We start from the raw sequence: 23600 nt of genomic DNA, 5'->3' as shown, positions 1-23600 counted from the left end.
CATGAGTGACCTGACGAAACTGACCCTTAAGGGGGCCGTGGACGGCCTCAAGGCCAAGGACTTCTCGTCCGAAGAGATCACCCGTGCCTTCCTGTCCAACATCGAGGCCGCAAACCCGACGTTGAACGCCTATGTCGAGGTGACGGCGGACAAGGCGCTGGACATGGCGCGCGTGTCCGACGCCCGGATCGCCTCCGGCGAGGCGGGTGCGCTGGAAGGCGCGCCGCTGGGGATCAAGGACCTGTTCTGCACCGACGGCGTCCAGACCTCGGCCGGGTCGAACATGCTGCGCGGCTTCGTGCCGCCGTATGAATCGACCGTCACCGCCAATCTTTGGCGCGACGGGGCGGTCATGCTGGGCAAGCTGAACATGGACGAGTTCGCCATGGGCTCGTCCAACGAGACCTCGGCGTTCGGCGCGGTGAAGAACCCGTGGAAGTCCAAAGCCTCGAACGCGGAACTGACGCCGGGCGGATCGTCGGGCGGGTCGGCCTCGGCCGTCGCGGGCGATCTGTGCCTGGCCGCCACGGCCTCGGACACCGGCGGGTCGATCCGCCAGCCTGCGGCCTTCACCGGCACGGTGGGCATCAAGCCGACCTATGGCCGCGCCAGCCGGTTCGGCATGGTGGCCTTCGCCTCATCGCTGGATCAGGCCGGGCCGATCACCAAGACGGTCGAGGACGCGGCGGTGCTGCTGCGCTCCATGTGCTCGTTCGATCCGAAGGATTCGACCAGCCTCGACATCGAGACGCCGGACTGGACGCAGTCGCTGGGCAAGGGCGTGAAGGGCCTGCGCATCGGGGTGCCGCGCGAATACGTCGTCGACGGCATGCCGGCCGAGGTTCAGGCGCTGTGGGACCAGGGGGTGCAGTGGCTGCGCGACGCCGGCGCCGAGATCGTCGACATCACCCTGCCGCACACCAAATACGCCCTGCCGACCTATTACATCGTGGCCCCGGCCGAGGCGTCGTCGAACCTGGCCCGCTATGACGGCATGCGCTTCGGCCACCGCGCCGAGGGCGCCAAGTCGCTGACCGACCTGTATGAATCGAGCCGCGCAGAGGGCTTCGGCAAGGAGGTCCAGCGGCGCCTGACGATCGGCGCCTATGTGCTGTCGGCCGGCTTCTACGACGCCTATTACGTCAAGGCGCTGAAGGTGCGTCGCCGCATCGCCCAGGACTTCGACAACGTCTGGGGCCAGGTGGACGCCATCCTGACGCCCTCGACTCCGTCAGCGGCCTTTGCGCTGGGCGACAAGCAGATCGACCCGGTGACTATGTATCTGAACGACGTCTTCACGGTGACGGCCAACCTGGCCGGCCTGCCGGGCATTTCGGTGCCGGCGGGCGTGGACTCCGGCGGCCTGCCGCTGGGTCTGCAGGTCATCGGCAAGGCGCTGGACGAGGCGACCGTCTTCCAGGTCGCCGACGCGCTGGAACAGGCCGCGGGCTTCACCGCGCGTCCGGACAAGTGGTGGTGAGCATGAGCGAGAACACCAAACTCATCCAAGGCCGCACCGGCGCCTGGGAAATCGTCATGGGGCTGGAGATCCACGCCCAGGTGGCGTCGAAGGCCAAGCTGTTCTCGGGCGCGGCCGTCGGCTTCGGCGCGGGGCCGAACGAGCAGGTGTCGCTGGTTGACGCCGGCTTTCCCGGCATGCTGCCGACGCTGAACAAGCATTGCGTTGAGCAGGCGGTTAAGACCGGTCTGGGCCTGAAGGCCAAGATCAACACCTTCAGCCAGTTCGACCGGAAGAACTATTTCTATCCCGACCTGCCGACCGGCTATCAGATCAGCCAGCTGTATCACCCGATCGTGGGCGAGGGCGTGGTCGAGGTGGAGGCCGAGGACGGCAGCTTCTTCAACGTCGGCATCGAGCGCCTGCACCTGGAGCAGGACGCGGGCAAGCTGATCCACGACCTGTCGCCGTCCGAAAGCTATGTCGACCTGAACCGGGCCGGCACGGCGCTGATGGAGATCGTCTCCAAGCCCGACCTGCGCAGCCCCGAAGAAGCGGTCGCTTACGTCAAGAAGATCCGGACCATCCTGATCTATCTGGGCGCCTGCGACGGCGACATGGAGAAGGGCAATCTGCGCGCCGATGTGAACGTCTCGGTCTGCCGCGAGGGCGGCTACGAGAAGTTCAAGGCGACCGGCGACTTCAGCCACCTGGGCACGCGCTGCGAGATCAAGAACGTCAACAGCTTCCGCTTCATTTCTCAGGCGATCAATTATGAGGCGCGCCGCCAGATCGAGATCCTGGAGGACGGCGGCAAGATCGATCAGGAGACGCGCCTGTACGATCCGACGGCGGGCGAGACCCGGTCGATGCGGTCCAAGGAAGAGGCGCACGACTATCGCTATTTCCCGGATCCCGACCTGCTGCCGCTTGAGCTGGAGCAGGCCTGGATCGACGAGATCCGCGCCGATCTGCCGGAACTGCCGGACGAAAAGCGCAGGCGCCTGATGAGCGAATACGGCCTGTCGCAATACGATGCGGTGGTGCTGATCTCGGAGCAGGCCAAGGCCGATTATTTCGAAGCCGCCGCGAAAGGCCGCGACGCCAAGCTGGTCGCCAACTGGGTGACGAACGAGCTGTCCGCGCGCCTGTCGGCCGACGGCCGCGACTTCGCCGACAGCCCGGTCCCGGCCGACCATGTGGCGCAGCTGGTCGAGCTGATCGAGACGAACGTCATCTCCTCCAAGATCGCCAAGGAGGTGTTCGATCACGTCTGGAACGGCGAAGGCTCGCCCGCCGAGGTGGTCGACAAGCACGGCCTGAAGCAGGTGACCGACACCGGCGCGATCGAAAAGGCCGTGGACGAGATCATCGCCGCCAACCCGGACAAGGCCGCCGCCGTCGCCGAGAAGCCTCAGGCCATCGGCTGGTTCGTGGGTCAGGTCATGAAGGCCACGGGCGGCAAGGCCAATCCGGCCGCCGTCAACGACATCCTGAAGGCCAAGCTGGGGCTGTAAGCCCCAGCGAGGTTCAGATCGGGCCCAGCACGCGGTTCACATGGGCCATCTTGCGGCCGGGGCGGGCCTCGGCCTTGCCGTACAGGTGCAGGCGGACGTCGTCTTTGGCGGCCAGGTCGCGCCATTGCTCGACCGCATCGCCCAGAAGGTTGGTCATCTCGACGCGGGCGTGCGCCTCGGTCGGGCCCAGGGGCCAGCCCATGACGGCGCGGACGTGCTGTTCGAACTGGTCGCAGACGCAGCCGTCCTGGGTCCAGTGGCCGGTGTTATGCACGCGCGGGGCGATCTCGTTGACCAGCAGCACCGCCTCGCCGTCGTCGGCCGACAGGTCGAACAGTTCGATGCCGACGACGCCGACGTAATCCAGACCCTCAAGCACCGCCTCGGCGATGGCGCGGGCGCGGCGCTGAACGGCGTCTGAGGCTAGGGCGGGGGCCGTGGTGACGGCCAGAACCCCGCCCGAATGGACGTTCTCGCCCAGCGGATAGACGGCGGTGCGCCCGTCGTCGCTACGCGCGGCGATCACCGACAGTTCGCGCACGAACGGGGCGGCGGCCTCCAGCACGGCGGGGCGGCCAGCCATGGCCTCGAAGGCTGGGGCGATGTCGTCGGCCGAACGGATCCAGGCCTGGCCCTTGCCGTCATAGCCCTCGCGCCGCGTCTTGAGCACGGCGGGCAGGCCAAGGCGCTCAAGGCCATGCTGGAGGTCCGACAAATCGTCGACGGCGACGAAATCGACCGTCGGGGCGCCGGCGCCATTCAGAAAGGTCTTCTCTTCCATCCGGTCCTGCGCGACGGCCAGGGCGCGCGGGCCGGGCGCAACGCGGGCGCCGGCGGCCGCCAGCCGTTCCAGCGAGGCGGCGGGCACGTTCTCGAACTCGAAGGTCACGACCGGGCAGAGGCGGCCCAACTCGCCCAGCGCGTCGGGGTCGTCATAGGCGGCGGTGATCTGCCGCGCCGAGACGCGGCCAGCCGGGCTGTCGGGCTCGGGCTCCAGGATCACCACATCGAAGCCCAGGCGCGAGGCGGCCTGACTGATCATCCGGCCCAGCTGGCCGCCGCCGACGATCCCGAGCGTCGATCCGGGGGGCAGGGTAGCGGGCGTCCGGCGCATCAGTCCTCGACCGTTTCGGCCACGGCGTCGGTGCGCGCCTGGCGATAGGCGGCCAGGCGCTGGGCCACGCCCTCGTCCGACAGGGCCAGGATCTGGGCGGCAAGGATGCCGGCGTTGGTCGCGCCCGCCTCGCCGATGGCCAGGGTGGCGACGGGCACGCCGCCGGGCATCTGGACGATGGAGAGCAGGGAATCGAGGCCCTTCAGCGCCTTAGACTTCACCGGCACGCCCAGCACGGGCAGTTCGGTCATGGAGGCGGCCATGCCCGGCAAGTGCGCAGCCCCGCCGGCGCCGGCGATGACGACCTTGAAGCCGGCGGCCTTGGCGCCTGTGGCGAAGTCGTAAAGGCGCTGAGGCGTGCGGTGAGCGCTGACCACGCGGGCCTCCCAGGCCACGCCGATCTCGTCGAGCGCATCGGCGGCCAGCTTCATCGTGGGCCAGTCCGAGCGGCTGCCCATGATGATGGCAACGGGCGGGGTCGAGGTCGCCATGAGATCAGCCCTCCAGCGGGAAAGGGGCCGGTTACAGCAGCCGCGTTGCGCCCGCAACCAACCGCGTTAGCATCAGCGCGCGCGGCTCGGGGGTGAGTCGCGTTCTGCGGAGCCCGCCTCGCCTTGACCGACACGGCCGAAGCCGACCTGAAGAGCGAGCTCGAGCGCCTGCGCGCCGAGGTGGAGGCCCTGCGCCTGCGGGCCGAGGCGGCGGAAGCTGCGGCGGACCACGACGTTCTGACCCCGGCGCTGAACCGACGAGGGTTCGTCTCCGTGCTGCAGCGCCAGATGGCCTATTGCCAGCGGCACGAGACGCCGGCGGTGCTGCTCTATCTCGATCTCGACGGCTTCAAGGGCGTCAACGACCGGCTGGGCCACGCGGCGGGCGACGCCGCTCTGGTATGGGTGGCGCGGATGCTGATGGAGAATCTGCGCGAATCCGATGCGGTCGGCCGCATGGGTGGCGACGAGTTCGCCGTGCTCATGATGAACGCCGGGGCCGAAGAGGGGCGGGATAAGGCCCAGCGTCTGAAGGCGGCGTTCCAGACCGATCCGTTTGTCTGGCAGGGCGAGCCCGCGATGCTGGGCGGCTCCTTCGGCGTTCGCGCCTATGCCGGGCAGGGCGACCCCGAAGTCTGGCTGGCCGAAGCCGACGCCGCCATGTGGGTCAGGAAACGCGGGCGCTGACGAGCGTCAGGCGATGATGTCGGGCAGGATGCGCCCTTCGATCTTCACGATTTCGTCGCGCAGGGTCAGCTTCTTGCGCTTCATCCGAGCGATCATCAGCTGGTCCGGCACCGGCATATGGCCCAGCGCCTCGATGGAGGCGTCCAGGTCGGCGTGCTCCTGCTGAAGCGCCTTCAGCCGGGCGCGCAGAGCCTCTTCGGCTTCATTGATCGGATCGTCGTCGTTCATCAGTCGGCCCCGGACCGTCGCTGTATAGCCGACGCACGGTCAGGCCGGAAGCATCTCGGCGAGCTGTGTCAGCGCCGGGCGGGGCAAGGCCTCGCCCCAGGCCCGCGACACAGCCACCAGGCCCTTCAGTGGAGAGGCGGGCGATCCGGCAGGCGCAGGGGCGAGCGCCTCCAGAGCCTCCAGCAGACGGCGCTCGGCGGCCAGTTCGACCGCCTTGACCTGACCGCGCACGGCCTCGCGCGCGCTGTCGTCCATGTCGGGTCGGCGGACCTTGAGTTCGCGGCGGATCAGCCGCAGCGGCGTGATCGCCGTGTCGGACCAGACCCGAGCGGTGTCAGTCGCGGCATCCACGTCATCCTCGTCCAGCGCCCGCCCTGTCGATGCACACCAGCCGGCGTAGAGCAGCAGGCAGACGTTCTGCCCGTGGACATCCTGCAGGGCCAGGCAGGTTTTGGACACGCCGTCGGCCGCATAGGCCTTGAGCGCCCAGTCCCACAGGCTCACGCCTTTAGCCCCGACCAGCGGGTGACGGGGGCCCAATCCAGACCGAACAGGTCCAGGGCGCGGCCCACCGACTGATCGACCATGGCCTCTATCGAATCGGGCCGGGCGTAGAAGGCGGGCAGGGGCGGGGCGATGACGGCGCCCATTTCGGCGAGCGCCGTAAGGGTGCGCAGGTGGCCCAGGTGCAGCGGCGTCTCGCGCACCATCAGCACCAGCCGGCGACGCTCTTTCAGGGCCACGTCGGCGGCGCGGGTCAGAAGGGTGGTCGTCACCCCCGTGGCGATCTCGCCCATGGTGCGCACCGAGCAGGGCGCGACGATCATCCCCAGGGTCTTGAACGAGCCCGACGCGATGGTCGCGCCGACATCGGCGAGGCGGTGCACCACATCGGCCCGGCCGGTGAGGTCGTCGGCGCTCAGATCCGTCTCCTGCGACAATGTCAGCAGGGCGGCCTTGGAGACGACGAGATGGCTTTCGACGCCGAGCTCGCGCAGTGCATCCAGCGTGCGCACACCGTAGATCACGCCGGAAGCGCCTGAAATGCCGACAATAATCCGACGAGGCGGGTTTTGTACGGCTCCGTTCACGTTCTCGGCCATTTTCACCGTCAGGCTGCTTATGTCCGGAGCGGGCGCGGCGTCACCAACTTGTGATTCCACAGCCTGTCAATCCGGGCGCTCACTGTGTGGTCCCTTAGCCATGGAGGCGCAAGCCATGACCATCGATGCTCGTATCCGCGAACTGGGAAATCGTCACCGCCAGCTGGAGGAAACCCTCCGACAGGAAATGGTGCGGCCGGCCGTGGACTCGCTGCAGGTCAGGGAGCTCAAGCAGCGAAAGCTGCGGCTCAAGGAGGAAATCACCAGTCTGGAGGCCAGGTTGAACTGACCCGGTCCCCCCTCTGAAAACGGAAACGGCCCCGGAGAGCGATCTCCGGGGCCGATTTCATGAGCGTGAGGCCGCGATCAGTCCTTGGGTCCAAAGACCGATTCAGCGGTCGGCTCGGCGCCGCGACGCTCGCGGGCTTCCGGCACGAACTCGGGTTCGGCCGGTTCAGCCTCGACGGGCTGAAGGGCGGCGCCGCCGTTCTTGGCGTCGTCCTTGGCCTTCTTGTCAGCGGCTTTCCTGACCACTTCGTCGAGTTGCAACTGACCCACCAAGCCCAGGGTCACCGGATCGACCGGCTTGATGTTGGCCGAGTTCCAGTGGGTGCGGCTGCGCACGCTCTCGATGGTCGACTTTGTGGTGCCCAGCAGCTTGGCGATCTGGGCGTCGGTCACCTCGGGGTGGTTGCGTACGAACCAGGCGATGGCGTCGGGGCGGTCCTGGCGGCGCGACACGGGGGTGTAGCGAGGCGCCGGCTTGGCCGACTTCAGCAGCTCGGCGTGGCGGCTGACGACCGCCTTCATCCGATAGGTCGAATCGGCCTGAGCCTTGTCCAGCTCTTCACGGGTCAGCTGGCCGTTGACCAGCGGATCGGCGCCGCGGATGTCGCGGGCCACGTCGCCGTCGGCGATGCCGCGCACTTCCAGCGGATGAAGGCCGCAAAAATCGGCGATCTGCTCGAACGTCAGCGACGTGTTGTCCACCATCCACACCGCGGTGGCCTTGGGCATGAGGATGTCGGTCATGGGGTTGATCCCGTTCATGGTTTTGGCGGCCCGCCGGGGCGCCGGATACGACGGCGCCCGACCTTTCGGCCGGGCGCGATAGCCGATCATAGGCTGAAATCCGTCAAAAGAAAACGCCGTCCGACATCTGCATACAGCTACGGTTCATCGGCTATGTTGAACTCTGTTCTCACACGACGCGTTGGGCGTCTGGGACAGGAGAGGGAGATCGACCATGTTCCTCAGTGCAGCGGCCGCCATGGCCATGATGATGACGCCGGCGGCGCCTTTGCCGCAGTATCAGACGCGAGCCGCGCCGCGCGGCAGCTACGCCCAAAGCTGTTCGGGCGCCTACACCAACCAGGGCCGCCTCTATGCCGACTGTCGCGATGAGCGCGGCCAGATCCGCGGCACCTCGATCGAGCTGAACCGGTGTTCCGACGCCGACATCGCTAACGTGAACGGCTTGCTGGTCTGCGGGCGGGTTCGCGGCGACTATGAAGGCGGCGGTCGCCCCGGAGGGCCGGGCGGCGGCTGGGGCGGACCGGGGCAGGGCGGCCCCGGCTGGGGCGGCGGACGCAACAGCATCACCGTCTATGAAGACTCCAACTTCCGCGGACGCTCCATGAGCTTCAACGAGGCGATCCCCGACCTGCGCAACAGCGGTCTTAACGACCGCATCAGCTCGATGCAGCTGCGCGGTGGCGCCTGGGAGGTGTGCACCGACGCCCGCTTCCGCGGCGATTGCCGGGTCGTTTCCGGCGACGTGCGCAACCTGGATCGCGCCTTCAACGACAAGATCTCGTCGCTGCGCCCCGCGCGGGGCGGCGGTCGCTGGTGATCTGACCGGGCGGTCAGTCGAGGGTGAGCACCACCTTGCCGACGTGGCCGCCCGCCTCCAGCCGCGCATGGGCGTCGCCCGCGCGCGCCAGCGGAAAGGTCGCCTCGATCCTCGGGGCGACTTTTCTCTGTTCGACCCAAGGCCAGACGCTGCTTTCGACCGCCTGCGCCAACCGGGCCTTTTCGTGGGCGGGGCGCGCCCGCAAGGTCGATCCCGTTAGAACGATCCGCTTCAGCATCAGCCGCATCAGATCGATCCGGGCCTGGGCCCCGGTCAGGGTGGCGATGACGACCCAGCGCCCCCCGGGTTTCAGCGCCTTCAGGTTCAGTTCGGCGTAGTCGGCCCCGACCATGTCCAGGACCACGTCTGCGCCGCCTTCGGTCGCGATGCCCGCCGCCAGGTCGTCTTTCGTCGCGTCCAGGCTGACGTCAGCCCCGAGTTCCGCGGCGGCGCGAGCCTTGTCGGCGCCGCGCGATGTGGCGATGACGCGCGCACCCGCCGCCTTGGCCATATGGATGGCCGTCACGCCGATGCCCGAGGTGGCGCCATGCAGCAGCAGGGTCTCGCCGGCTTTGAGCCCGCCCGCCTCGAACACATTGGCCCAGACGGTGAAGAGGGTCTCCGGCAAGGCGGCGGCGTGGACGAAGTCTAGCCCGGCCGGGATCGGCAGGACGTGGCGCGCGTCGACCACGGCGTAGTCGGCATACCCGCCGCCGCCCAGAAGCGCGCAGACCCGGTCGCCGGGCCTCCAGCGCGTCACCCCGTCGCCTGTCGCCTCTATCTCGCCGGCGACTTCGAGCCCCAGTATGTCCGAGGCGCCCACAGGCGGCGGATAGCCGCCCTGGCGCTGAAGCAGGTCGGGACGGTTCACGCCGGCCGCACGCACGCGGATGCGCACCTCGCCCGGACCGGGCAGGGGCGTGGGCCGCTCGGAGATCTGCAGCGCCTGGGCCGGGCCGCTGCCGCCCTCGATTTCGATCACCCGCATTGCTCGCCCTTGCCAAAAGCCTCGTCCGAGGTCTGAGATAGGGGCTCGGCCAGCGTCTGACCACGGAGGCGACCATGACGTTCGACGACCTGGACCCGCGTCCTCAGCGCGGCGCAGCCCTAAAGGCCCTCGGCCGCGAGGATCTGGACCTCTATGCCGTGGAGGAACTCCAGGAGCGGATCTCGGACCTGGAGGCTGAGATCGCGCGATCGCGCGCTGCAATCGAGACCAAGGCGTCCAAAAAGTCGGCGGCAGACGCCCTGTTCAACTTCGGCTCCTGATGGCGTCGAATCCCGCGCCGTGGCATGACGGTTGCAGACGATCCGGTCGGCGGCGCCGCTTCTGGCCCGTATCGAGCCGAGCGCCCAAAGAGTAGTCCATGGCCATGAGTGAGAGGGTTCCGGGATCAGACGCGGCAACCAGCGGGCGCACGCGCTCGACGGTGGTGCGCGACTTCGCCCGGTCCGAACTGTTCGATCGCACCTTCCAGGAAGGCATGGATCTGGTCGAAGAGACCGCCGCCTATCTGGACGGCGACGGGCGACGCGAGTCCCGCCTGCTGTCGCGCACGGCGGCCCTGGCTTACGCCGGCGAGAGCATGAAGCTGACCACGCGACTGATGCAGGTCGCTTCCTGGCTGCTGGTCCAGCGGGCGGTGAAGGAAGGCGACATGACATCGGACGCGGCCTGCGAGCCGCGCTATCGACTGAACGCGCGTGTGGTCGAAGAGACGCCTACCCATCCCGAGCTGCCGATCGCGCTGATCGAGTATCTGGTGCGCGCTGAAAAGCTGCACGATCGGGTGCTGTATCTGGACCAGCAAATGTATCTGGACGGCGCGGCCGAGGAGCCGGCCAACCCGGTCCTCAGCCAGTTCGACCGGCTTCAGGCGGCCTTCGGCGGCTAAACCCTACGGCCCGACATCGTTGGCGTCGCGCTGACCGTCGTCGATCGGACGCGGCAGGCTGACGGCGATCCCCAGCGCCTTGGCCAGCGTCTCGTCGCGGCGATAGACATCTTCGCGGAAGGCGACGCGGCCCTGGCCGTCGACGAAGGCCGTCCAGTACAGCAATCGCACGCCGATATCGCGGCCGGTCGTGACCCGGGTCGTGCGGCGGCTGGCCTGAGCGTCGTCGAACTGACCCAGCTTCGCCGGATCGGGCTCGAGCAGCAGACGTGCGAACTCCACCGCGCCCTGAACCCGCACGCATCCGTGGCTGCGGTGGCGATAGGCGTTGTTGAACGCGGGCTTGGACGGGGTGTCGTGCAGGAAGATGGCGTAGCTGTCCTGCAGCTCGAACTTCACATAGCCCAGGGCGGACTTCGGTCCTGCGCGCTGAATGACCGTGCCGTTCTGAACATACATGTCGTTGGCCGCGAGATAGCCGGGGCCCTTGGGCAGAATCTCGCGCCGCGCGATGCCGGCCGGCACGTACCAGGGCGGATTGGCCACGACTGAGGCGAACGGCTTCTCGAGGCTGGGGGTCTGGTTTTCGGGCGTGCCGACGACGACGCGGTTGGAGTGAACCGGGCGGCCGTCCTTCCAGTAGACCATGATGGCGGCGGCGGTGTTGACCTCGATCCGTTCGGGATTGACGTCGCGCTTGAGCCAGCGACGGCGTTCCAGGTTCAGGGCGATCTGGCGGGCGCGATCCTCGGCAGAGGCCGACAGCGACCGCTGGGTCGCCGCGCCGATGCGGCCGTCGGCGCCCAGGCCGTGGCGAGTCTGAAAGCTGCGAACGGCCCCCTGAAGTTCCGAGCCATAGGTGACACCCTGCGATGTCAGGCGCGCGCCGTCGGCCTGGGACAGGTCGCCCTCGGCCACCAGGCGGCGGATCAGGGCGGTGATGCGTCGATCGCTGGATCCCGGTTCGATGATCGGCCCGGCCGCAAAGGCTGGCCAGCCGCCGTCGCGCACCAGACGGCTGTAGCGGACATAGCCGGAGGACAGGTTGGAATAGCCGATGTCCGTCGGCGCCAGGCCTTCGAACCAGTCTGGCAGGCGGTTGGCGGCGGCCGCGTCGGTCAGGCCTTTGGGCAGGTCGACGCGGTTTTTCTGCATCTCCCACAGCTCTTCGACAGTTTCCGGCCGCACCCGGCCCTCGGCCAGCACGCGGGCATAGGTCAGGGCCGCCGCCGTGGCGCGGATCTCGGCGGAGTTCGCGTCGGCCGCCAGGCCCACGAAGTCGAAGAAGTCGTTAGCCGCCAAGCCATGGCGCTCGGCGCCGCTGGCCACGGTTTGCAGCGCGCGCAGGCGTTCGGCCGTCCAGATCGGCCGCCAGCCGGTGATCTCATAGACCGCGCGCACATCGGGTTGCAGCGCTTCGGGCAGTCGGCCGAGCTGGCCGTTGAAATTGTCGTAGAAGGCCTGTGCCTGGCCGCCCTGGGGCGCGATGCGCACCTGCTGGGCGGTCGCCTGACCAGCGGCCATCAGCCCCGCCATGGCCGCGCCCAGACCCAGTTCCCGTCGATTCATCGCAGTCGCTCTTGTTTGATCCGGCAGCGGCCCGACGCCCGCGCCTCCATGGCCAACGCGGCTCAACTTACCGGCGTTCCGGGTAAACAAAAAGGCGTCGGTCCTGCGACCGACGCCCTCTGTATTTCGATTGCCGCAGAGACTGCGGCAGGAATGGCTCACTTCTTGATGAAGCCGCCGAACTTGTTGTTGAAGCGCGAGACGCGGCCGCCGCGGTCCATCAGGTGCTGGTTGCCGCCGGTCCAGGCCGGGTGCGTCGACGGGTCGATGTCCAGGTTCAGGGTCGCGCCCTCTTTGCCGTAGGTCGAACGGGTCTGATAGGTCGTGCCGTCCGTCATCACCACGGTGATGAAGTGGTAGTCGGGGTGCGTGTCCGCTTTCATGGTCGTCGGTCCGGTCTCTGGCGCGTCGACGATCCCGACCGTCGTTTGCGCATAAAATGAGAGAACCCGCCGAACGCGCGGCGGGAATGAGCGGCGGCGTTTACACCGGGCGCCGTTTGGGGGCAAGAGGCGCGCCATGACCGACGCTTCCGCCTCGAACCGCTTCGCCACGCCCGACGTCCGCGAACGGCCGGGCGCCGGTGCTCAACTCGCATTCCAGATCGGCGAGGCGACCGAGCGTCGAGAGAAGCGTCGCGATGTGAGGCCTCTGGCGCGGCTGTGGCCCTTCCTGATGCGGCACAAGCTCAACGCCCTGATCGCGGCTTTCTGGCTGCTGGCGTCGACCGTGGCTTCACTTGCGCTCACCGCATCGGCGCGCGGAGCGATCGATCACGGGTTCGAGGACGGAGGCAGCCAGATCAATTTCTGGTTCATGCTGCTGGGCGCCAACGCCCTGGCGCTCGGCGTCGCCTCGGCGGTCCGGTACTTCTATGTGACCAAGACCGGCGAGCGGATCATCGCGGACCTGCGCAAGGCTCTGTTCGACCGCATCCTGACGCTGGACCCCTCATTCTTCGCGCGGATACGCACGGGCGAGGTGCTGTCGCGGCTGACGACGGACATTCAGCTGGTGGACACCCTGTTGACGACCTCGGTGTCGTTCGCGCTGAGAAACTTCCTGACCCTGGTGGGCGGCACCATCCTGCTGTTCATCGTCAGTCCCAAGCTGACCGGCCTGGTGCTGCTGGTCGTGCCGCTGTTGCTGGGGCCGCTGTTCCTGTTCGGGCGGCGCGTGCGGCGTCTGACCGTCCAGTCCCAGGACCAGTTCGCGGGCGCCGTCGGCTTCGCCGGCGAGAGCGTCGACGCGCTGGAGACTGTGCAGGCCTTCGGCCGCGAGGCCTCGGCCGGATCGCGGTTCGGCCAGGCGGTGGAGACGGCCTTCGGCATCTCCCTGACCCGCATGCGGGCGCGGGCCTGGATGACCGCCATGATCATCACGGTGATGTTCGGCGGGGTGACCCTGGTGCTGTGGCTTGGCGCGCAGGACGTGCTGGCCGGACGCATGACGCCGGGCGCCCTGCTGCAGTTCGTGCTGCTGTCGGTCTTCACCGCCGGAGCCGTCGGCGCGCTGGGCGAGGCCTGGGGCGATGTGCAGAAGGCGGCGGGCGCCATGGAGCGGATCGACGAGCTGATGCGCGCCGTGCCCGCTATCGCTCCCTCAGCCGCGCCCGTGACCCTGCCCGAGCCGCCGCTGGGCGAGCTGTCGATGTCGGCGGTGCAGTTCACCTATCCCGGCCGGCCGGATCTTCCGGCGCTGAAGGGCTTTTCCCTGACTGTGCGGTCGGGCGAGACGGTGGCGCTGGTGGGTCCGTCGGGGGCGGGCAAGTCGACGGTGTTCCGGCTGCTGCTGCGCTTCTATGATCCTCAGTCGGGCGTTGTGTCGGTCGACGGCGTGGATATTCGGCAGGCCGATCCGACGGCGGTGCGCAACCGCTTCGCCTGGGTGTCGCAAGAGGCGCCTCTCTTCTCGGGCTCGGCTCTGGAGAACATCCGCTTCGGCCGCGAAGCCGCGACAGAGGAAGAGGCCCGCGCCGTGGCGGACGAGGCCCAGGCGCTGGGCTTCATCGACGCCCTGCCGGAGGGCTTCGCCACGCCTCTTGGCGAGCGGGCCAAGACCCTGTCGGGCGGTCAGCGCCAGCGCCTGGCCATCGCCCGCGCCCTGGCGCGTCAGGCGCCGATCCTGCTGCTGGACGAGGCGACTTCGGCCTTGGACGCGGAGAACGAGCGGTTGGTGCAGGCCGCCCTCGACAAGGCGATGCAGAGCCGCACCACCGTCGTCATCGCCCACCGACTGGCCACCGTCCTGCGCGCCGACCGGATTGTGGTCATGGAGGACGGCCGCGTGGCGGAGGAGGGAACCCACGCCGAACTGATGGCTCGCAGCGGCCTCTACGCCCGCCTGGCCCGACTGCAGTTCCGCGACGACTGAGGCCGGGCACGCCTCACTGTTTCTCGACAAAGGTGTCGATGACCTTCTTCTCGCCGGCCTTGTCGAAGGCGACGATCAGCTTATTGCCCTCGACGGCGCGCACGGCGCCGTAGCCGAACTTCTGATGGAAGACGCGGTCGCCGCGATTCCAGCCCGAGCCGGCCTTGGGGTCGGCGGTGGCGACCAGGCGGCCGTCGCCCTCGATCAGGGCGTGGCGGGCCTGGGCTGTGCCAGAGCGCGGCGTCTGGGTCGAGGCGAAGGCCTGGCCGCGCTTCCAGCCGGGCGATGAATAGCCCGAGCCGAACGACGGAGCCTCGTCCCAGCGGCTCTTGGCCTCCTTCATGCCGGTCGAGGCGCCGTAATAGCCGGTGTCGGATTGAGCCTCGACATTGGCGATGGGCAGTTCGTCGACGAAGCGGCTGGGCAGCTGCGACGTCCAGCGGCCATAGACCAGACGATTGGCGGCGAAGCTGATGCGGGCGTCCTCGCGGGCGCGGGTGACGCCGACGTAGGCGAGGCGGCGTTCCTCCTCCAGGCCCTTTTCACCCTTCTCGTCGATGGAGCGCTGGCTGGGAAAGACGCCTTCCTCCCAGCCGGGCAGGAAGACCAGGGGGAACTCCAGCCCCTTGGCGCCGTGGAGGGTCATGATCTGCACCGAATCCGCGCTTTCGCCGCGGTCGAGGTCCATGACCAGCGAGACGTGCTCCAGATAGGCCTGTAGCGTGTCAAACTGCTGCATCGACTGGACCAGCTCTTTCAGGTTGTCGAGCCGGGTCTGGCCGCTGGTGCGGTCGGCCTTCTGCATGTCGGTGTAGCCGCTTTCCTCCAGCACGGTTTCCAGCACCTGCCAGTGGGTGGTGTCGGCGGCCAGCGCGCGCCAGCGGTCGAGATCGCGCACGAAGTTCGACAGGGCCGTGCGGGTGCGGGCCTGCAGTTCATCGGAGCCGATCAACGGGCGCACGGCCGTCATGGCCGAAACGCCGCCGACGCGGGCGATGTGCAGAATCTTCTGCACCGAGGTGTCGCCGATGCCGCGCTTGGGCACGTTGACGATGCGCTCGAACGCCAGATCGTCGTCCTCGGACTGCACCAGGCGCAGATAGGCGTGGGCATCTCGGATCTCGGCCCGTTCGAAGAAGCGCGGTCCGCCGATGACGGTGTAGGGGATCGCCAGCATGACGAAACGCTCTTCGAACGCCCGCATCTGGAACGAGGCGCGCACCAGAACGGCCATGTCACCGTAGCGCCGGCCCTGTTTCCGGGCGGTCTCTATCTCGTCGGCGATCAGCCGCGCCTCGGCGTCGCCGTCCCACAGACCGCGCACCCGGACCTTGTCGCCACCCTCGGCCTCGGTCCACAGCGTCTTGCCCAGTCGGTCGCGGTTGGCCGCGATCAGGCCGGACGCAGCGCCCAGGATGTGACTGGTCGAGCGGTAGTTACGCTCCAGCTTGACGATTTTGGCGCCCGGAAAATCCCGCTCGAAGCGCAGGATGTTGTCCACCTCGGCCCCACGCCAGCCGTAGATGGACTGATCGTCGTCCCCGACGCAGCAGACGTTGCCCGTGGACGAGGTGAGCAGCCGCAGCCACAGATATTGTGCGACGTTGGTGTCCTGATACTCGTCCACGAGAATGTATTTGAAGCGCCGCCGATATTCCTCAGCCAAATCGGCGTTTTGAGATAGGATCGTGAGGTTGTGCAGCAGCAGGTCGCCGAAGTCGCAGGCGTTCAGCGCGCGCAGCCGGGCCTGATAGGCGCCGTACAGCGACTGGCCCTTGCCGTTGGCGAAGTCCTCGCCGGGCGGCAGCTTCTCGGGCGTCCAGCCGCGGTTCTTCCAGTGATCGATCAGCCCGGCCAGCGAGCGCGGCGTCCACCGCTTGGTGTCGATGTTGGCGGCTTCCAGCAGCTGTTTCAGCAGCCGCTCCTGGTCATCGGTGTCCAGGATGGTGAAGCTGGATTTCAGCCCCACCAGCTCGGCGTGGCGACGCAGGATCTGTGCGGCGATCGAGTGGAAGGTGCCCAGCCAGCGCAATCCCTCGGCAGAGGGGCCGATCAGGGCGGTGATCCGCTCGCGCATCTCTCGCGCGGCCTTGTTGGTGAAGGTGACGGCCAGCAGTTCCCACGGCCGCGCGCGGCCTGTGGCCAGGATGTGCGCCAGCCGCGTCGTCAGAACCCGTGTCTTTCCCGTGCCGGCGCCGGCCAGCACCAGCACCGGGCCCTCGGTCGTCTCGACCGCCAGCCTCTGTTCGGGGTTCAGCCCGGACAGATAGTCCTGCGCCTCGCCGGCGGGCGGCCGGGCGCGGGCAAGGTCGGAAATGCGGGGAGCGGGCAGGTCGGTCAAAAGCGGTCTCTGTCGGAATCGAAAGGAGAACATAAGCAGCACGACGGCCAAAGTCAGGCCGCTTGAATTCCACGGGGCCGAGACAAGCGGAACCGTAAGCTCGGAGCTGTCGTTTCGGCAGCGTCATTCACTGGGAGGAGAAACCCTTATGGCTGAGAATTCGAGCGGCGGCGGCAACGCCGGCCTTGCCTTCATCGTCGGCGGCCTGTTGGTCGTGGTGGCCATCGTGGCCTGGTTCGTGTTCGCACGCGGCGGCGCGCCTGAAACCAAACAGGTCGATGTTGACGTCAGTCTGCCGGAAGTGTCGGCGCCTGCCGCTCCCAGCGGGAACTGATCATGACTGATCCCAACCTGCCGCCACGCGAGCCGGATCGCGTCGTTCACCAGACCACGGTTCATACCACCGCGCCCGAAAAGAAGAGCGGTGGCGGCGCCTTGGCCTTCATCATCGGCGGCTTGGTGGTCGCCGTGGCGGTGATCGCCTTCCTGGTCTGGCGGGGCTCCGTGCCCGCGCCGATGGAGGCCGCGCCCAGCGAGATCAACGTCGATGTCGATCTGCCGCGGCCCGAGCTTCCGACGGTCAATCCGCCTACCGTGCCGACGCCCAGCCCGGCCCCGGCCAACTAATAGGCCGGTGTGTCCGAGTTCAGCGCCCACAGGGGAAGGTGAAGCACACGCGTCGCCGCCTCAACGTGGGCGCTGTCCAGCCTCAGCCGACCCGCCTCGACCAGGCGGAGTTCGGCGGGGCTGAGGCCGATGTGTCGGCCAAGTTCTTCGATCTCCATGCCGCGGTGCGTCCGCCAGCGTCGGAGCCGGCCGCCCAGGGCGGTCTGCTCGGGATCCGACGCTGGCAGATCAACGATCATCGCGGAGGCGAGAAGGTCATGCAGCGTCTTCCTCGGCCGCCTTGACCTCGGCGTCGCCGTCCGGCTCGACCCATGATTCCTGACAGCGCTTTCGCAGGGCCGAGGTGATGGTCGAGCCGTAAAGCGAATCCTGGATCCGATCGTAGCCCTCGTTCTTCAGGGCTTGCTTGACGTCGCCGACGGTACGGCAGGATCCGCTTTCAGCGAGTTGATAGGCGCGTTCTAGAGTCGTGGCACGAAAAGTCATACGGCCAAGATAGGGGCTATAACCTCAGAAATAAACGCTCACGCCCGCAACAACGGCGTCATCGTACTGTCGGCCCAGATCATCGACGTTGGTCGAATGGTATCGGACGTCCAGTTCCAGGTTGTTGGTGAAGGCGTAGGTCACACCCGCATTCCAACCCGTATAATCGGGCGCATTGTCCTGTTCGCGACGGCCCAGGGCGATCGTTCCCCCCAGTTTGTCGGTGAAGTCCCAGCCCACGCGGGCTTCAACCCAGGTCCACGCTTCGGTCGAACCGCCGCCGTCCGGCGAATGCTGGAGTTGCAGCCGGGCCTCGGCCGGGCCAATCGAGCGCGAGACGTTCGCCGTGAATTCCCAGTAGTCGTCGTCATAGCCGGCGTCGGCGCCGGCGCGCCACTTGTAGGCCGCGCTGAGGTCCAGATCGAAGCCAGCGGCCTGAGGGCGGATGCCGGCGGTCAGATCCGTCTCGAGGCGCGAACCTCCAGCCTTGATGGTCTCGACGCCGGGCGAAACGTAGAACAGGCCGTCCGCGCTGGTCCATTCGGCCAGGGCCCAGGCGTAGGGATCGCCGTCGGACTTGGATGCGTCCTTGGAGCGGTTGTCGGTCGCCGCGCCGACCCCAAAGGTCCAGCCGCCAGTCGACGGGTTTTCCTGAGCCAAGACAGGCGTCGCCAGGGCGGCGGTGAGGGCGGCGATCGTGGCGGTGCGGAGCATGACGGGCCTTCCGATGGTTCGGTCGGCGGCCCTCTTAGCCGAACTGCGACGAAGATGCGAAGGCGGAAGCCGCCTCGGCGTATTCGTTCCGCAGGCGGGCGACCAGATCGGCGGTCGAGGGGATGTCGTGGACCGCGCCCGCGCCCTGGCCGGCGGACCACACGGTCTTCCACGCCTTGGCCTCGTCGCCCATGTCCAGCTTGTGCTCGGGCAGGGACTTGGGATCGACGCCGTTCTGGATCAGCGACGGGGTCATGAAGTTGGCCGGAATGCCCGACACGGCGGGCGTGTAGGTGATGTCCATGGAGCCGGCCTCGACCACCATCTGCTTGTAGGCCTCGGGCGCGCTGCTCTCGCCGGTGGCGATGAAGCGGGTGCCCATATAGGCGAAGTCGCAGCCCAGCATCTGGGTGGCCGCCACGTCGCGGCCGGTCGACAGACAGCCCGACAGGATCAGCGTCCCGTCAAAGAAGCGGCGGACTTCCTCGATTAGGGCGAAGGGGTTCACCACCCCGGCGTGCCCGCCCGCGCCGTTGGCGACCATGATCAGGCCGTCGACGCCGGCCTCGGCGGCTTTTCTGGCGTGGCGCACGTTTGCGATGTCGTGGAACACCACGCCGCCATAGCCGTGCACCGCGTCCACCAGATCTCGCACGGCGCCCAGCGAGGTGATGATCAGCGGCACCTGCTCCTCGACCGAGACCTGCAGGTCGGCCATCAGGCGCGGGTTGGTCGGGTGGACGATATGATTGACGCCGAAGGCCGCCGCGTCGGCGTTGCGACGCGCCTTGATGTCGTGCAACCACTCCCGATAGCCCTCGGTCGTCCGCTGGTTCAGCGACGGGAAAGTGCCAATGACGCCGGCGTTGCAGCACTCGACCACCAGGTCAGGACCGGACACCAGGAACATGGGCGCGGCGATGACCGGCAGCTTGAGGCCGGCTTGCAGCGAGGCGGGAATAGCCACGGGCGTCTCCTGAAGAGCGTTTTGTTTGGCTACGCTTAGCGGGCTGTCGCGGGGGAAGGCAATCGTGGGACTACGTGATGCATGCAATTACAACGGCGGCGCGATGACCGGTCTGTGCTCGGCAATGGTCGGAACGTCTTCGATCGGTCCCATCGGCAGGGGCCGACCCTGTGCGTCCAGCTGGACTGGAAAGGTCAATCGGAAAGTCGCGTCACCGAAATCGTGAGGCGGACTGACCTGAAGTCGCCGTTCGGCATAGCGCGCAGCCATGCGTCCGAGACCCAGGCCTTTCGGGTGTTCGTCAATCGATCTGCAGGCCGGCTTGGCAGAACGGTAGGTCCTGCATTCAACAGTGACGAAGGCGTCCGCCGGCGTAGTCCGCTGCGGCGCAGTTACAGGCAGTGGCGTCCCACAACCCCCAAGGGCAGCCAAGCCCGCTACAGCTTTCCAGAGGCGCCACGAGTGTATCGCCATTATGACCCGCGTCCCGAGCGGTTGCGCCGTTGCCGGGGTTGATCGCCATCCAACTGGAAGCGGATGGCGACGCGGAATCGATTGTCGCTTTCGACCCTGGCGCCGTGTGCGGCCACGCGGCGGTTTTGGACAATTCGCAGGGCCGCTTCGCCGAAACCCTGACGCTCATGGGTTTCGGAAATAACGCGGCAGTCCTGTGGGCGGCCCCGCGGTCCCCTGATGCATTCGACCACCGCAACGGCTTGGCCGGCCGGTAGGATCGCCGAACTTGGCGCTTCGGCCGGGACGTCTTGCAGACCAAGGCTCAACAGCGCGGCGAGGATCGACATTCGCGTCTCCAATGACGATGCGATCCCCTGATCCAATCAGCAAATGGCGGCGATGAAAACTCCGTGCTACGGCGCGGATCATGACCACCGACACCACCGGCCTCTCGCAACTCGGCCGTCAGATCGAAGCGCCTGTGAGCCCCGAGACGGCTGAGCTGGAGCGCGTGCCCAATCCGCATCCGGGGACGCTCTACGCCGCGCGCTTCACGGCGCCGGAATTCACCAGCCTTTGCCCGGTGACCGGCCAGCCCGACTTCGCCCACTTGGTGATCGACTATGTGCCCGGCGACTGGCTGGTCGAATCCAAGAGCCTGAAGCTGTATCTGACCAGCTTCCGCAATCACGGCGCCTTCCACGAGGACTGCACCGTGGCGATAGGCAAGCGGCTGGCGGACCTGCTGGCGCCGACCTGGCTGCGGATCGGCGGCTATTGGTATCCGCGCGGCGGCATTCCCATCGACGTCTTCTGGCAGACGGGTCCGGCGCCCGAGGGCCTGTGGCTGCCCGATCAGGGCGTGCCGACCTATCGCGGACGGGGCTGACGCGTGACCGAGCCCCGGCGTCTGCCGCTGGAGGCCTGGGGGCGACGGTGGCTGGCGGGGGCGCAACGGTGGGCCGATCGCGGGCGGTGGCGCGGCTACGCGTTCGAGTTCCTGATGTTCGGGATCAAGCAGGGCTGGGCCTGTCTTTTCGGCGCGCTGATGCTGGCCCTGCTGCTGGGGACCTATCTGTTCTGGCCGCAGGGCGCGCCGCTGGCGCGCTACGATTTCCTGACGCTGGGCGCCGTGGCGATCCAGGCCGCCATGCTGACGCTGAAGCTCGAAAGCTGGGAAGAGGCCAGGGTGATCCTGGTCTTCCACGTCGTCGGCACGGTGATGGAGCTGTTCAAGACGGCGCACGGATCGTGGCTGTATCCCGAGCCCAGCCTGCTGAGGATCGGCGAGGTGCCGCTGTTCTCGGGCTTCATGTATGCGGCGGTCGGCAGCTATATCGCCCGCATCTGGCGCATCTTCGACATCCGCTTCACCCACTATCCTCCGCTGTGGACCACCTGGCTGTTGGCGGCGGCGATCTATGTGAACTTCTTCGCCCATCACTGGCTGCCGGACATTCGCGCCGGGCTGTTCCTGGCGACCGCCGTCCTTTTCGGGCGAGGATGGTTCTTCTTCACGCCGGACCGGCGCCGGCGGTCGATGCCGTTCCTGCTGGGCTTCTTTCTGGTCGCGCTGTTCATCTGGTTCGCCGAGAACATCGGCACCTATGCGCGGGCCTGGACCTATCCGGATCAGGCCGACGGCTGGTCGCCGGTGTCGATCGCCAAGCTGGGCAGCTGGTTCCTGCTTATGATGATCAGCGTCGTGCTGGTGTCGCTGGTGCACCGGCCCGAGCCGGAGGTTCAGGCCCGCCGGACCGGAGACGTCGCGCCGTCCGCCTGAAGCCTAACGCCCTGACGTCCCGCGAAGATCAGCACGTCGAGCGCCGGATCGCCGGCCCAGCGGGTCAGGGTCTCCTGATAGGGGTTGCGTCGCCAGTCATGCGGGCGGGCCGGGTCGCACTCGACGATCAGGCGGCCCGGCTCCGAATGCATCAGGAAGCCCGCCGTAGTCGGCTTCCACGCGCCGTCCAGCGCTTCGGTCAGCAGCCAGATGCAGTTGAAGATGCGGCAGGCGTCGGGGCGGACCTCATAGGCGTCGCAGCCCGAGGCGCGCCGGAAGTGGCGGCACCAGCGCCCGGCCGGCTTGGTCAGGGCTGCGACGCCCATCAGCTTGCAGCACAGGCCGCAGTCGCCGCAGGTCTTCGGAGGGGGCGGGGCGCTCAGCACAGACAATCGGCGGCCTTTCTGGAACGCAGAGGCTTGCGCGAACGGACGATCCGGTCAAACCTGCGAACGGTTCGCACTCGCATGGAGGGGCGCATGATCGTCCTGACAGACGCCCGAAGCCTGGCCCGTGTTCTTCTGGCCGATTGTTCGGCGGCGCACACGCGCCTATCTTGCCCGGATGAACGCGCGTTGGACCCCAGACAGCTGGAGATCAAAACCTGTCCTGCAAATGCCGCAGGACTATCCGGACCCGCACGCCCTGGCGGCGGTCGAGGATGAGCTGCGGGCGCTGCCGCCCCTGGTGTTCGCCGGCGAGGCGCGGACCCTGACGTCCAAGCTGGCGCAGGTCGAGGCGGGCGAGGCGTTCCTGCTGCAGGGCGGCGACTGCGCCGAGAGCTTCAAGGAGTTCTCGACCGACAATATTCGGGACACCTTCCGCCTGATCCTTCAGATGGCGGTGGTACTGACCTTCGCCGGCCGCAAGCCGGTGGTGAAGGTGGGCCGCATCGCCGGCCAGTTCGCCAAGCCGCGCTCCTCGGGCGTCGAAAAGATCGGCGACGTCGAGCTGCCCAGCTATCGCGGCGACATCATCAACGGCATGGCCTTCACGCCTCAGGACCGAATTCCCGATCCGCAGCGTCTGATCCGCGCCTACAACCAGTCGGCCTCGACCCTGAACCTGCTGCGCGCCTTCGCAGGCGGAGGCTATGCCGACCTGCACAACATCCACCGCTGGACGCTGGGCTTCGCCGCCGACGGCTCAGGGGCGGCCTACCGCGACCTAGCCGACAAGATCACCGAGGCCCTGGCCTTCATGGAGGCGGTTGGCGTCACGCCCGAGACGCATCCAGACCTGAGCCGTGTCGAGGTCTTCACCAGCCACGAAGCCCTGCTGCTGAACCTGGAAAGCGCGCTGACCCGCCTGGACGGCGCTTCGGGCGAATGGTTCGACACCTCGGCCCATATGCTGTGGATCGGCGAGCGCACGCGTCAGCTGGACGGCGCCCACGTCGAGTTCATGCGCGGCATCAAGAACCCCATCGGCGTCAAATGCGGGCCGACGATGGAGCCCGACGACCTGCTGCCGCTGATCGACGCCCTGAACCCGGACAACACGCCAGGCCGCCTGACGCTGATCGGCCGGTTCGGTCACGAGAAGGTGGGCGAGCGCCTGCCCAGGCTGATGCGCGCGGTCAAGGCGGCGGGCAAGCGCGTGGTCTGGTCGATCGACCCCATGCACGGCAACACGCTGAAAGCCGCCAACGGCTTCAAGACCCGACCGTTCGACCGCATCATGGGCGAGGTTCGCACCTTCATCGACGTGGCGGAGGCTGAGGCGGTCCACCCGGGCGGCGTGCATCTGGAGATGACCGGCCAGAACGTCACCGAGTGCCTGGGCGGCGCGCAGGCGGTGACCGAGGACGACCTGTCCAGCCGTTATCACACCCACTGCGACCCGCGCCTGAACGCCGACCAGGCGCTGGAGCTGGCCTTCCTGGTGGCCGAGCGTCTGAAGAGCGGGCGCCTGGCGCGCGCGGCGGCGGCCTGACCG

General features: G+C 67.7%; 29 protein-coding genes. 13 read left to right on the top strand and 16 right to left on the bottom strand.

Annotated elements, in window-relative coordinates:
- The first annotated feature begins 1 nt into the window (after position 1).
- Positions 2-1480 carry an Asp-tRNA(Asn)/Glu-tRNA(Gln) amidotransferase subunit GatA gene (gatA, locus tag ACK4I0_RS07675; RefSeq protein ID WP_409609603.1) on the top strand — a complete coding sequence of 493 codons (1479 nt, stop codon included), beginning with the start codon at positions 2-4 and terminating at the stop codon, positions 1478-1480.
- 2 nt (positions 1481-1482) lie between these two features.
- On the top strand, positions 1483-2976 hold the full coding sequence (gatB, locus tag ACK4I0_RS07670; protein WP_409609601.1) for an Asp-tRNA(Asn)/Glu-tRNA(Gln) amidotransferase subunit GatB: 1494 nt from the start codon (positions 1483-1485) through the stop codon (positions 2974-2976).
- 13 nt (positions 2977-2989) lie between these two features.
- On the opposite strand, the gene ACK4I0_RS07665 is transcribed toward gatB, so the two are convergent.
- Positions 2990-4090 carry a 5-(carboxyamino)imidazole ribonucleotide synthase gene (locus ACK4I0_RS07665; RefSeq protein WP_409609599.1) on the bottom strand — a complete coding sequence of 367 codons (1101 nt, stop codon included), beginning with the start codon at positions 4088-4090 and terminating at the stop codon, positions 2990-2992.
- Entirely contained in the window at positions 4090-4581 is a 492-nt protein-coding gene (purE, locus tag ACK4I0_RS07660) for a 5-(carboxyamino)imidazole ribonucleotide mutase (RefSeq protein WP_135063458.1), read from the bottom strand. The genes ACK4I0_RS07665 and purE overlap by 1 nt, the downstream gene beginning before the upstream one ends.
- Positions 4582-4704: 123 nt before the next feature.
- Between purE and ACK4I0_RS07655 the strand changes: the two genes are divergently transcribed.
- A complete protein-coding gene (locus ACK4I0_RS07655; protein WP_409609597.1) occupies positions 4705-5268 on the top strand; it encodes a GGDEF domain-containing protein in 564 nt (187 codons plus the stop codon).
- 6 nt (positions 5269-5274) lie between these two features.
- On the opposite strand, the gene ACK4I0_RS07650 is transcribed toward ACK4I0_RS07655, so the two are convergent.
- From ACK4I0_RS07650 to ACK4I0_RS07640, 3 genes are read right to left on the bottom strand one after another with little or no spacing between them, the layout of a single operon-like run.
- Entirely contained in the window at positions 5275-5496 is a 222-nt protein-coding gene (locus ACK4I0_RS07650; protein WP_409609595.1) for a YdcH family protein, read from the bottom strand.
- Positions 5497-5535: 39 nt separating this feature from the next.
- Positions 5536-6000 (bottom strand): TIGR02444 family protein, encoded by a 465-nt coding sequence (locus ACK4I0_RS07645; protein ID WP_409609593.1) that lies wholly within the window; start codon positions 5998-6000, stop codon positions 5536-5538.
- Positions 5997-6599 (bottom strand): UbiX family flavin prenyltransferase, encoded by a 603-nt coding sequence (locus tag ACK4I0_RS07640; protein WP_409609591.1) that lies wholly within the window; start codon positions 6597-6599, stop codon positions 5997-5999. Before ACK4I0_RS07640 ends, ACK4I0_RS07645 begins: the two co-directional genes overlap by 4 nt.
- Before the next feature lie 115 nt (positions 6600-6714).
- Between ACK4I0_RS07640 and ACK4I0_RS07635 the strand changes: the two genes are divergently transcribed.
- The gene (locus ACK4I0_RS07635; protein ID WP_135063450.1) at positions 6715-6888 is read left to right on the top strand and encodes a YdcH family protein; all 174 of its coding nucleotides are present in this window, start codon (positions 6715-6717) and stop codon (positions 6886-6888) included.
- Positions 6889-6965: 77 nt separating this feature from the next.
- Here ACK4I0_RS07635 and ACK4I0_RS07630 read toward each other — a convergent pair whose 3' ends face one another.
- Positions 6966-7631 (bottom strand): DUF1013 domain-containing protein, encoded by a 666-nt coding sequence (locus tag ACK4I0_RS07630; protein ID WP_409609589.1) that lies wholly within the window; start codon positions 7629-7631, stop codon positions 6966-6968.
- Positions 7632-7845: 214 nt separating this feature from the next.
- On the opposite strand from ACK4I0_RS07630, the gene ACK4I0_RS07625 reads away from it, so the two are divergent.
- The gene (locus tag ACK4I0_RS07625; protein WP_409609587.1) at positions 7846-8451 is read left to right on the top strand and encodes a beta/gamma crystallin-related protein; all 606 of its coding nucleotides are present in this window, start codon (positions 7846-7848) and stop codon (positions 8449-8451) included.
- A 13-nt stretch (positions 8452-8464) separates the two neighbouring features.
- Here ACK4I0_RS07625 and ACK4I0_RS07620 read toward each other — a convergent pair whose 3' ends face one another.
- Entirely contained in the window at positions 8465-9439 is a 975-nt protein-coding gene (locus tag ACK4I0_RS07620) for an NAD(P)H-quinone oxidoreductase (RefSeq protein WP_409609585.1), read from the bottom strand.
- Between the two features lie 74 nt (positions 9440-9513).
- Here ACK4I0_RS07620 and ACK4I0_RS07615 point away from each other — a divergent pair, with 74 nt between their 5' ends.
- Both ACK4I0_RS07615 and ACK4I0_RS07610 read left to right on the top strand, forming a co-directional pair.
- On the top strand, positions 9514-9720 hold the full coding sequence (locus ACK4I0_RS07615) for a DUF1192 domain-containing protein (RefSeq protein WP_409609583.1): 207 nt from the start codon (positions 9514-9516) through the stop codon (positions 9718-9720).
- Positions 9721-9824: 104 nt separating this feature from the next.
- Complete coding sequence (locus tag ACK4I0_RS07610; RefSeq protein WP_409609581.1) at positions 9825-10346, top strand: DUF1465 family protein; 522 nt, start codon at positions 9825-9827, stop codon at positions 10344-10346.
- A 3-nt stretch (positions 10347-10349) separates the two neighbouring features.
- Here the strand turns inward: ACK4I0_RS07610 and ACK4I0_RS07605 are convergent, their stop codons facing one another.
- Both ACK4I0_RS07605 and rpmE read right to left on the bottom strand, forming a co-directional pair.
- Positions 10350-11915 carry a murein L,D-transpeptidase gene (locus ACK4I0_RS07605; RefSeq protein WP_409609579.1) on the bottom strand — a complete coding sequence of 522 codons (1566 nt, stop codon included), beginning with the start codon at positions 11913-11915 and terminating at the stop codon, positions 10350-10352.
- 158 nt (positions 11916-12073) lie between these two features.
- Positions 12074-12298 (bottom strand): 50S ribosomal protein L31, encoded by a 225-nt coding sequence (rpmE, locus tag ACK4I0_RS07600; protein ID WP_409609577.1) that lies wholly within the window; start codon positions 12296-12298, stop codon positions 12074-12076.
- A 136-nt stretch (positions 12299-12434) separates the two neighbouring features.
- Between rpmE and ACK4I0_RS07595 the strand changes: the two genes are divergently transcribed.
- Complete coding sequence (locus ACK4I0_RS07595; protein WP_409609575.1) at positions 12435-14288, top strand: ABC transporter transmembrane domain-containing protein; 1854 nt, start codon at positions 12435-12437, stop codon at positions 14286-14288.
- A gap of 13 nt (positions 14289-14301) precedes the next feature.
- Here ACK4I0_RS07595 and ACK4I0_RS07590 read toward each other — a convergent pair whose 3' ends face one another.
- Positions 14302-16662, bottom strand: coding sequence for an ATP-dependent helicase (locus tag ACK4I0_RS07590; protein WP_409609573.1), 2361 nt, complete (start codon positions 16660-16662; stop codon positions 14302-14304).
- A 115-nt stretch (positions 16663-16777) separates the two neighbouring features.
- On the opposite strand from ACK4I0_RS07590, the gene ACK4I0_RS07585 reads away from it, so the two are divergent.
- Both ACK4I0_RS07585 and ACK4I0_RS07580 read left to right on the top strand, forming a co-directional pair.
- Positions 16778-16963 carry a hypothetical protein gene (locus ACK4I0_RS07585; protein WP_409609571.1) on the top strand — a complete coding sequence of 62 codons (186 nt, stop codon included), beginning with the start codon at positions 16778-16780 and terminating at the stop codon, positions 16961-16963.
- Positions 16964-16965: 2 nt separating this feature from the next.
- The gene (locus ACK4I0_RS07580; RefSeq protein WP_409609569.1) at positions 16966-17256 is read left to right on the top strand and encodes a hypothetical protein; all 291 of its coding nucleotides are present in this window, start codon (positions 16966-16968) and stop codon (positions 17254-17256) included.
- Here the strand turns inward: ACK4I0_RS07580 and ACK4I0_RS07575 are convergent.
- From ACK4I0_RS07575 to ACK4I0_RS07555, 5 genes are all read right to left on the bottom strand, one after another.
- A complete protein-coding gene (locus ACK4I0_RS07575) occupies positions 17253-17495 on the bottom strand; it encodes a helix-turn-helix domain-containing protein (protein ID WP_409609567.1) in 243 nt (80 codons plus the stop codon). The genes ACK4I0_RS07580 and ACK4I0_RS07575 overlap by 4 nt on opposite strands.
- A 16-nt stretch (positions 17496-17511) precedes the next feature.
- Complete coding sequence (locus tag ACK4I0_RS07570; RefSeq protein ID WP_409609565.1) at positions 17512-17742, bottom strand: hypothetical protein; 231 nt, start codon at positions 17740-17742, stop codon at positions 17512-17514.
- 24 nt (positions 17743-17766) lie between these two features.
- Positions 17767-18456 carry a TorF family putative porin gene (locus ACK4I0_RS07565; protein ID WP_409609563.1) on the bottom strand — a complete coding sequence of 230 codons (690 nt, stop codon included), beginning with the start codon at positions 18454-18456 and terminating at the stop codon, positions 17767-17769.
- 34 nt (positions 18457-18490) lie between these two features.
- The gene (locus ACK4I0_RS07560; protein ID WP_409609561.1) at positions 18491-19423 is read right to left on the bottom strand and encodes an NAD(P)H-dependent flavin oxidoreductase; all 933 of its coding nucleotides are present in this window, start codon (positions 19421-19423) and stop codon (positions 18491-18493) included.
- A 473-nt stretch (positions 19424-19896) separates the two neighbouring features.
- Positions 19897-20226 (bottom strand): energy transducer TonB, encoded by a 330-nt coding sequence (locus tag ACK4I0_RS07555; protein ID WP_409609559.1) that lies wholly within the window; start codon positions 20224-20226, stop codon positions 19897-19899.
- Positions 20227-20306: 80 nt separating this feature from the next.
- Between ACK4I0_RS07555 and queF the strand changes: the two genes are divergently transcribed.
- Together queF and ACK4I0_RS07545 are read left to right on the top strand one after the other, a co-directional pair.
- A complete protein-coding gene (gene queF / locus ACK4I0_RS07550; RefSeq protein ID WP_409609557.1) occupies positions 20307-20768 on the top strand; it encodes a preQ(1) synthase in 462 nt (153 codons plus the stop codon).
- A gap of 3 nt (positions 20769-20771) precedes the next feature.
- On the top strand, positions 20772-21662 hold the full coding sequence (locus tag ACK4I0_RS07545; protein WP_409609555.1) for a DUF817 domain-containing protein: 891 nt from the start codon (positions 20772-20774) through the stop codon (positions 21660-21662).
- Here the strand turns inward: ACK4I0_RS07545 and ACK4I0_RS07540 are convergent.
- A complete protein-coding gene (locus tag ACK4I0_RS07540) occupies positions 21623-22048 on the bottom strand; it encodes a YkgJ family cysteine cluster protein (RefSeq protein ID WP_409609649.1) in 426 nt (141 codons plus the stop codon). The genes ACK4I0_RS07545 and ACK4I0_RS07540 overlap by 40 nt on opposite strands.
- 178 nt (positions 22049-22226) lie before the next feature.
- Between ACK4I0_RS07540 and ACK4I0_RS07535 the strand changes: the two genes are divergently transcribed.
- Complete coding sequence (locus ACK4I0_RS07535) at positions 22227-23597, top strand: class II 3-deoxy-7-phosphoheptulonate synthase (RefSeq protein ID WP_409609647.1); 1371 nt, start codon at positions 22227-22229, stop codon at positions 23595-23597.
- The last annotated feature ends 3 nt before the right edge of the window (positions 23598-23600 follow it).

The sequence above is a fragment of the Brevundimonas sp. genome, from assembly GCF_046295775.1.
In the GTDB taxonomy this organism is placed as follows: domain Bacteria; phylum Pseudomonadota; class Alphaproteobacteria; order Caulobacterales; family Caulobacteraceae; genus Brevundimonas.
This window is presented reverse-complemented; position numbering and strand designations above follow the sequence as displayed.

Bases quoted from the DNA above. Each gene is read 5' to 3' on its own strand.
- ACK4I0_RS07580 (WP_409609569.1), top strand. From the start codon at position 16,966: ATGACTGATCCCAACCTGCCGCCACGCGAGCCGGATCGCGTCGTTCAC.
- ACK4I0_RS07565 (WP_409609563.1), bottom strand. From the start codon at position 18,456: ATGCTCCGCACCGCCACGATCGCCGCCCTCACCGCCGCCCTGGCGACG.
- ACK4I0_RS07595 (WP_409609575.1), top strand. From the start codon at position 12,435: ATGACCGACGCTTCCGCCTCGAACCGCTTCGCCACGCCCGACGTCCGC.
- queF (WP_409609557.1), top strand. From the start codon at position 20,307: ATGACCACCGACACCACCGGCCTCTCGCAACTCGGCCGTCAGATCGAA.
- ACK4I0_RS07585 (WP_409609571.1), top strand. From the start codon at position 16,778: ATGGCTGAGAATTCGAGCGGCGGCGGCAACGCCGGCCTTGCCTTCATC.
- ACK4I0_RS07665 (WP_409609599.1), bottom strand. From the start codon at position 4,090: ATGCGCCGGACGCCCGCTACCCTGCCCCCCGGATCGACGCTCGGGATC.
- ACK4I0_RS07575 (WP_409609567.1), bottom strand. From the start codon at position 17,495: ATGATCGTTGATCTGCCAGCGTCGGATCCCGAGCAGACCGCCCTGGGC.
- ACK4I0_RS07640 (WP_409609591.1), bottom strand. From the start codon at position 6,599: ATGGCCGAGAACGTGAACGGAGCCGTACAAAACCCGCCTCGTCGGATT.
- ACK4I0_RS07615 (WP_409609583.1), top strand. From the start codon at position 9,514: ATGACGTTCGACGACCTGGACCCGCGTCCTCAGCGCGGCGCAGCCCTA.
- purE (WP_135063458.1), bottom strand. From the start codon at position 4,581: ATGGCGACCTCGACCCCGCCCGTTGCCATCATCATGGGCAGCCGCTCG.
- ACK4I0_RS07605 (WP_409609579.1), bottom strand. From the start codon at position 11,915: ATGAATCGACGGGAACTGGGTCTGGGCGCGGCCATGGCGGGGCTGATG.
- ACK4I0_RS07555 (WP_409609559.1), bottom strand. From the start codon at position 20,226: ATGTCGATCCTCGCCGCGCTGTTGAGCCTTGGTCTGCAAGACGTCCCG.
- ACK4I0_RS07630 (WP_409609589.1), bottom strand. From the start codon at position 7,631: ATGACCGACATCCTCATGCCCAAGGCCACCGCGGTGTGGATGGTGGAC.
- ACK4I0_RS07650 (WP_409609595.1), bottom strand. From the start codon at position 5,496: ATGAACGACGACGATCCGATCAATGAAGCCGAAGAGGCTCTGCGCGCC.
- gatA (WP_409609603.1), top strand. From the start codon at position 2: ATGAGTGACCTGACGAAACTGACCCTTAAGGGGGCCGTGGACGGCCTC.
- ACK4I0_RS07625 (WP_409609587.1), top strand. From the start codon at position 7,846: ATGTTCCTCAGTGCAGCGGCCGCCATGGCCATGATGATGACGCCGGCG.
- ACK4I0_RS07590 (WP_409609573.1), bottom strand. From the start codon at position 16,662: ATGTTCTCCTTTCGATTCCGACAGAGACCGCTTTTGACCGACCTGCCC.
- rpmE (WP_409609577.1), bottom strand. From the start codon at position 12,298: ATGAAAGCGGACACGCACCCCGACTACCACTTCATCACCGTGGTGATG.
- ACK4I0_RS07620 (WP_409609585.1), bottom strand. From the start codon at position 9,439: ATGCGGGTGATCGAAATCGAGGGCGGCAGCGGCCCGGCCCAGGCGCTG.
- ACK4I0_RS07635 (WP_135063450.1), top strand. From the start codon at position 6,715: ATGACCATCGATGCTCGTATCCGCGAACTGGGAAATCGTCACCGCCAG.
- gatB (WP_409609601.1), top strand. From the start codon at position 1,483: ATGAGCGAGAACACCAAACTCATCCAAGGCCGCACCGGCGCCTGGGAA.
- ACK4I0_RS07535 (WP_409609647.1), top strand. From the start codon at position 22,227: ATGAACGCGCGTTGGACCCCAGACAGCTGGAGATCAAAACCTGTCCTG.
- ACK4I0_RS07570 (WP_409609565.1), bottom strand. From the start codon at position 17,742: ATGACTTTTCGTGCCACGACTCTAGAACGCGCCTATCAACTCGCTGAA.
- ACK4I0_RS07610 (WP_409609581.1), top strand. From the start codon at position 9,825: ATGAGTGAGAGGGTTCCGGGATCAGACGCGGCAACCAGCGGGCGCACG.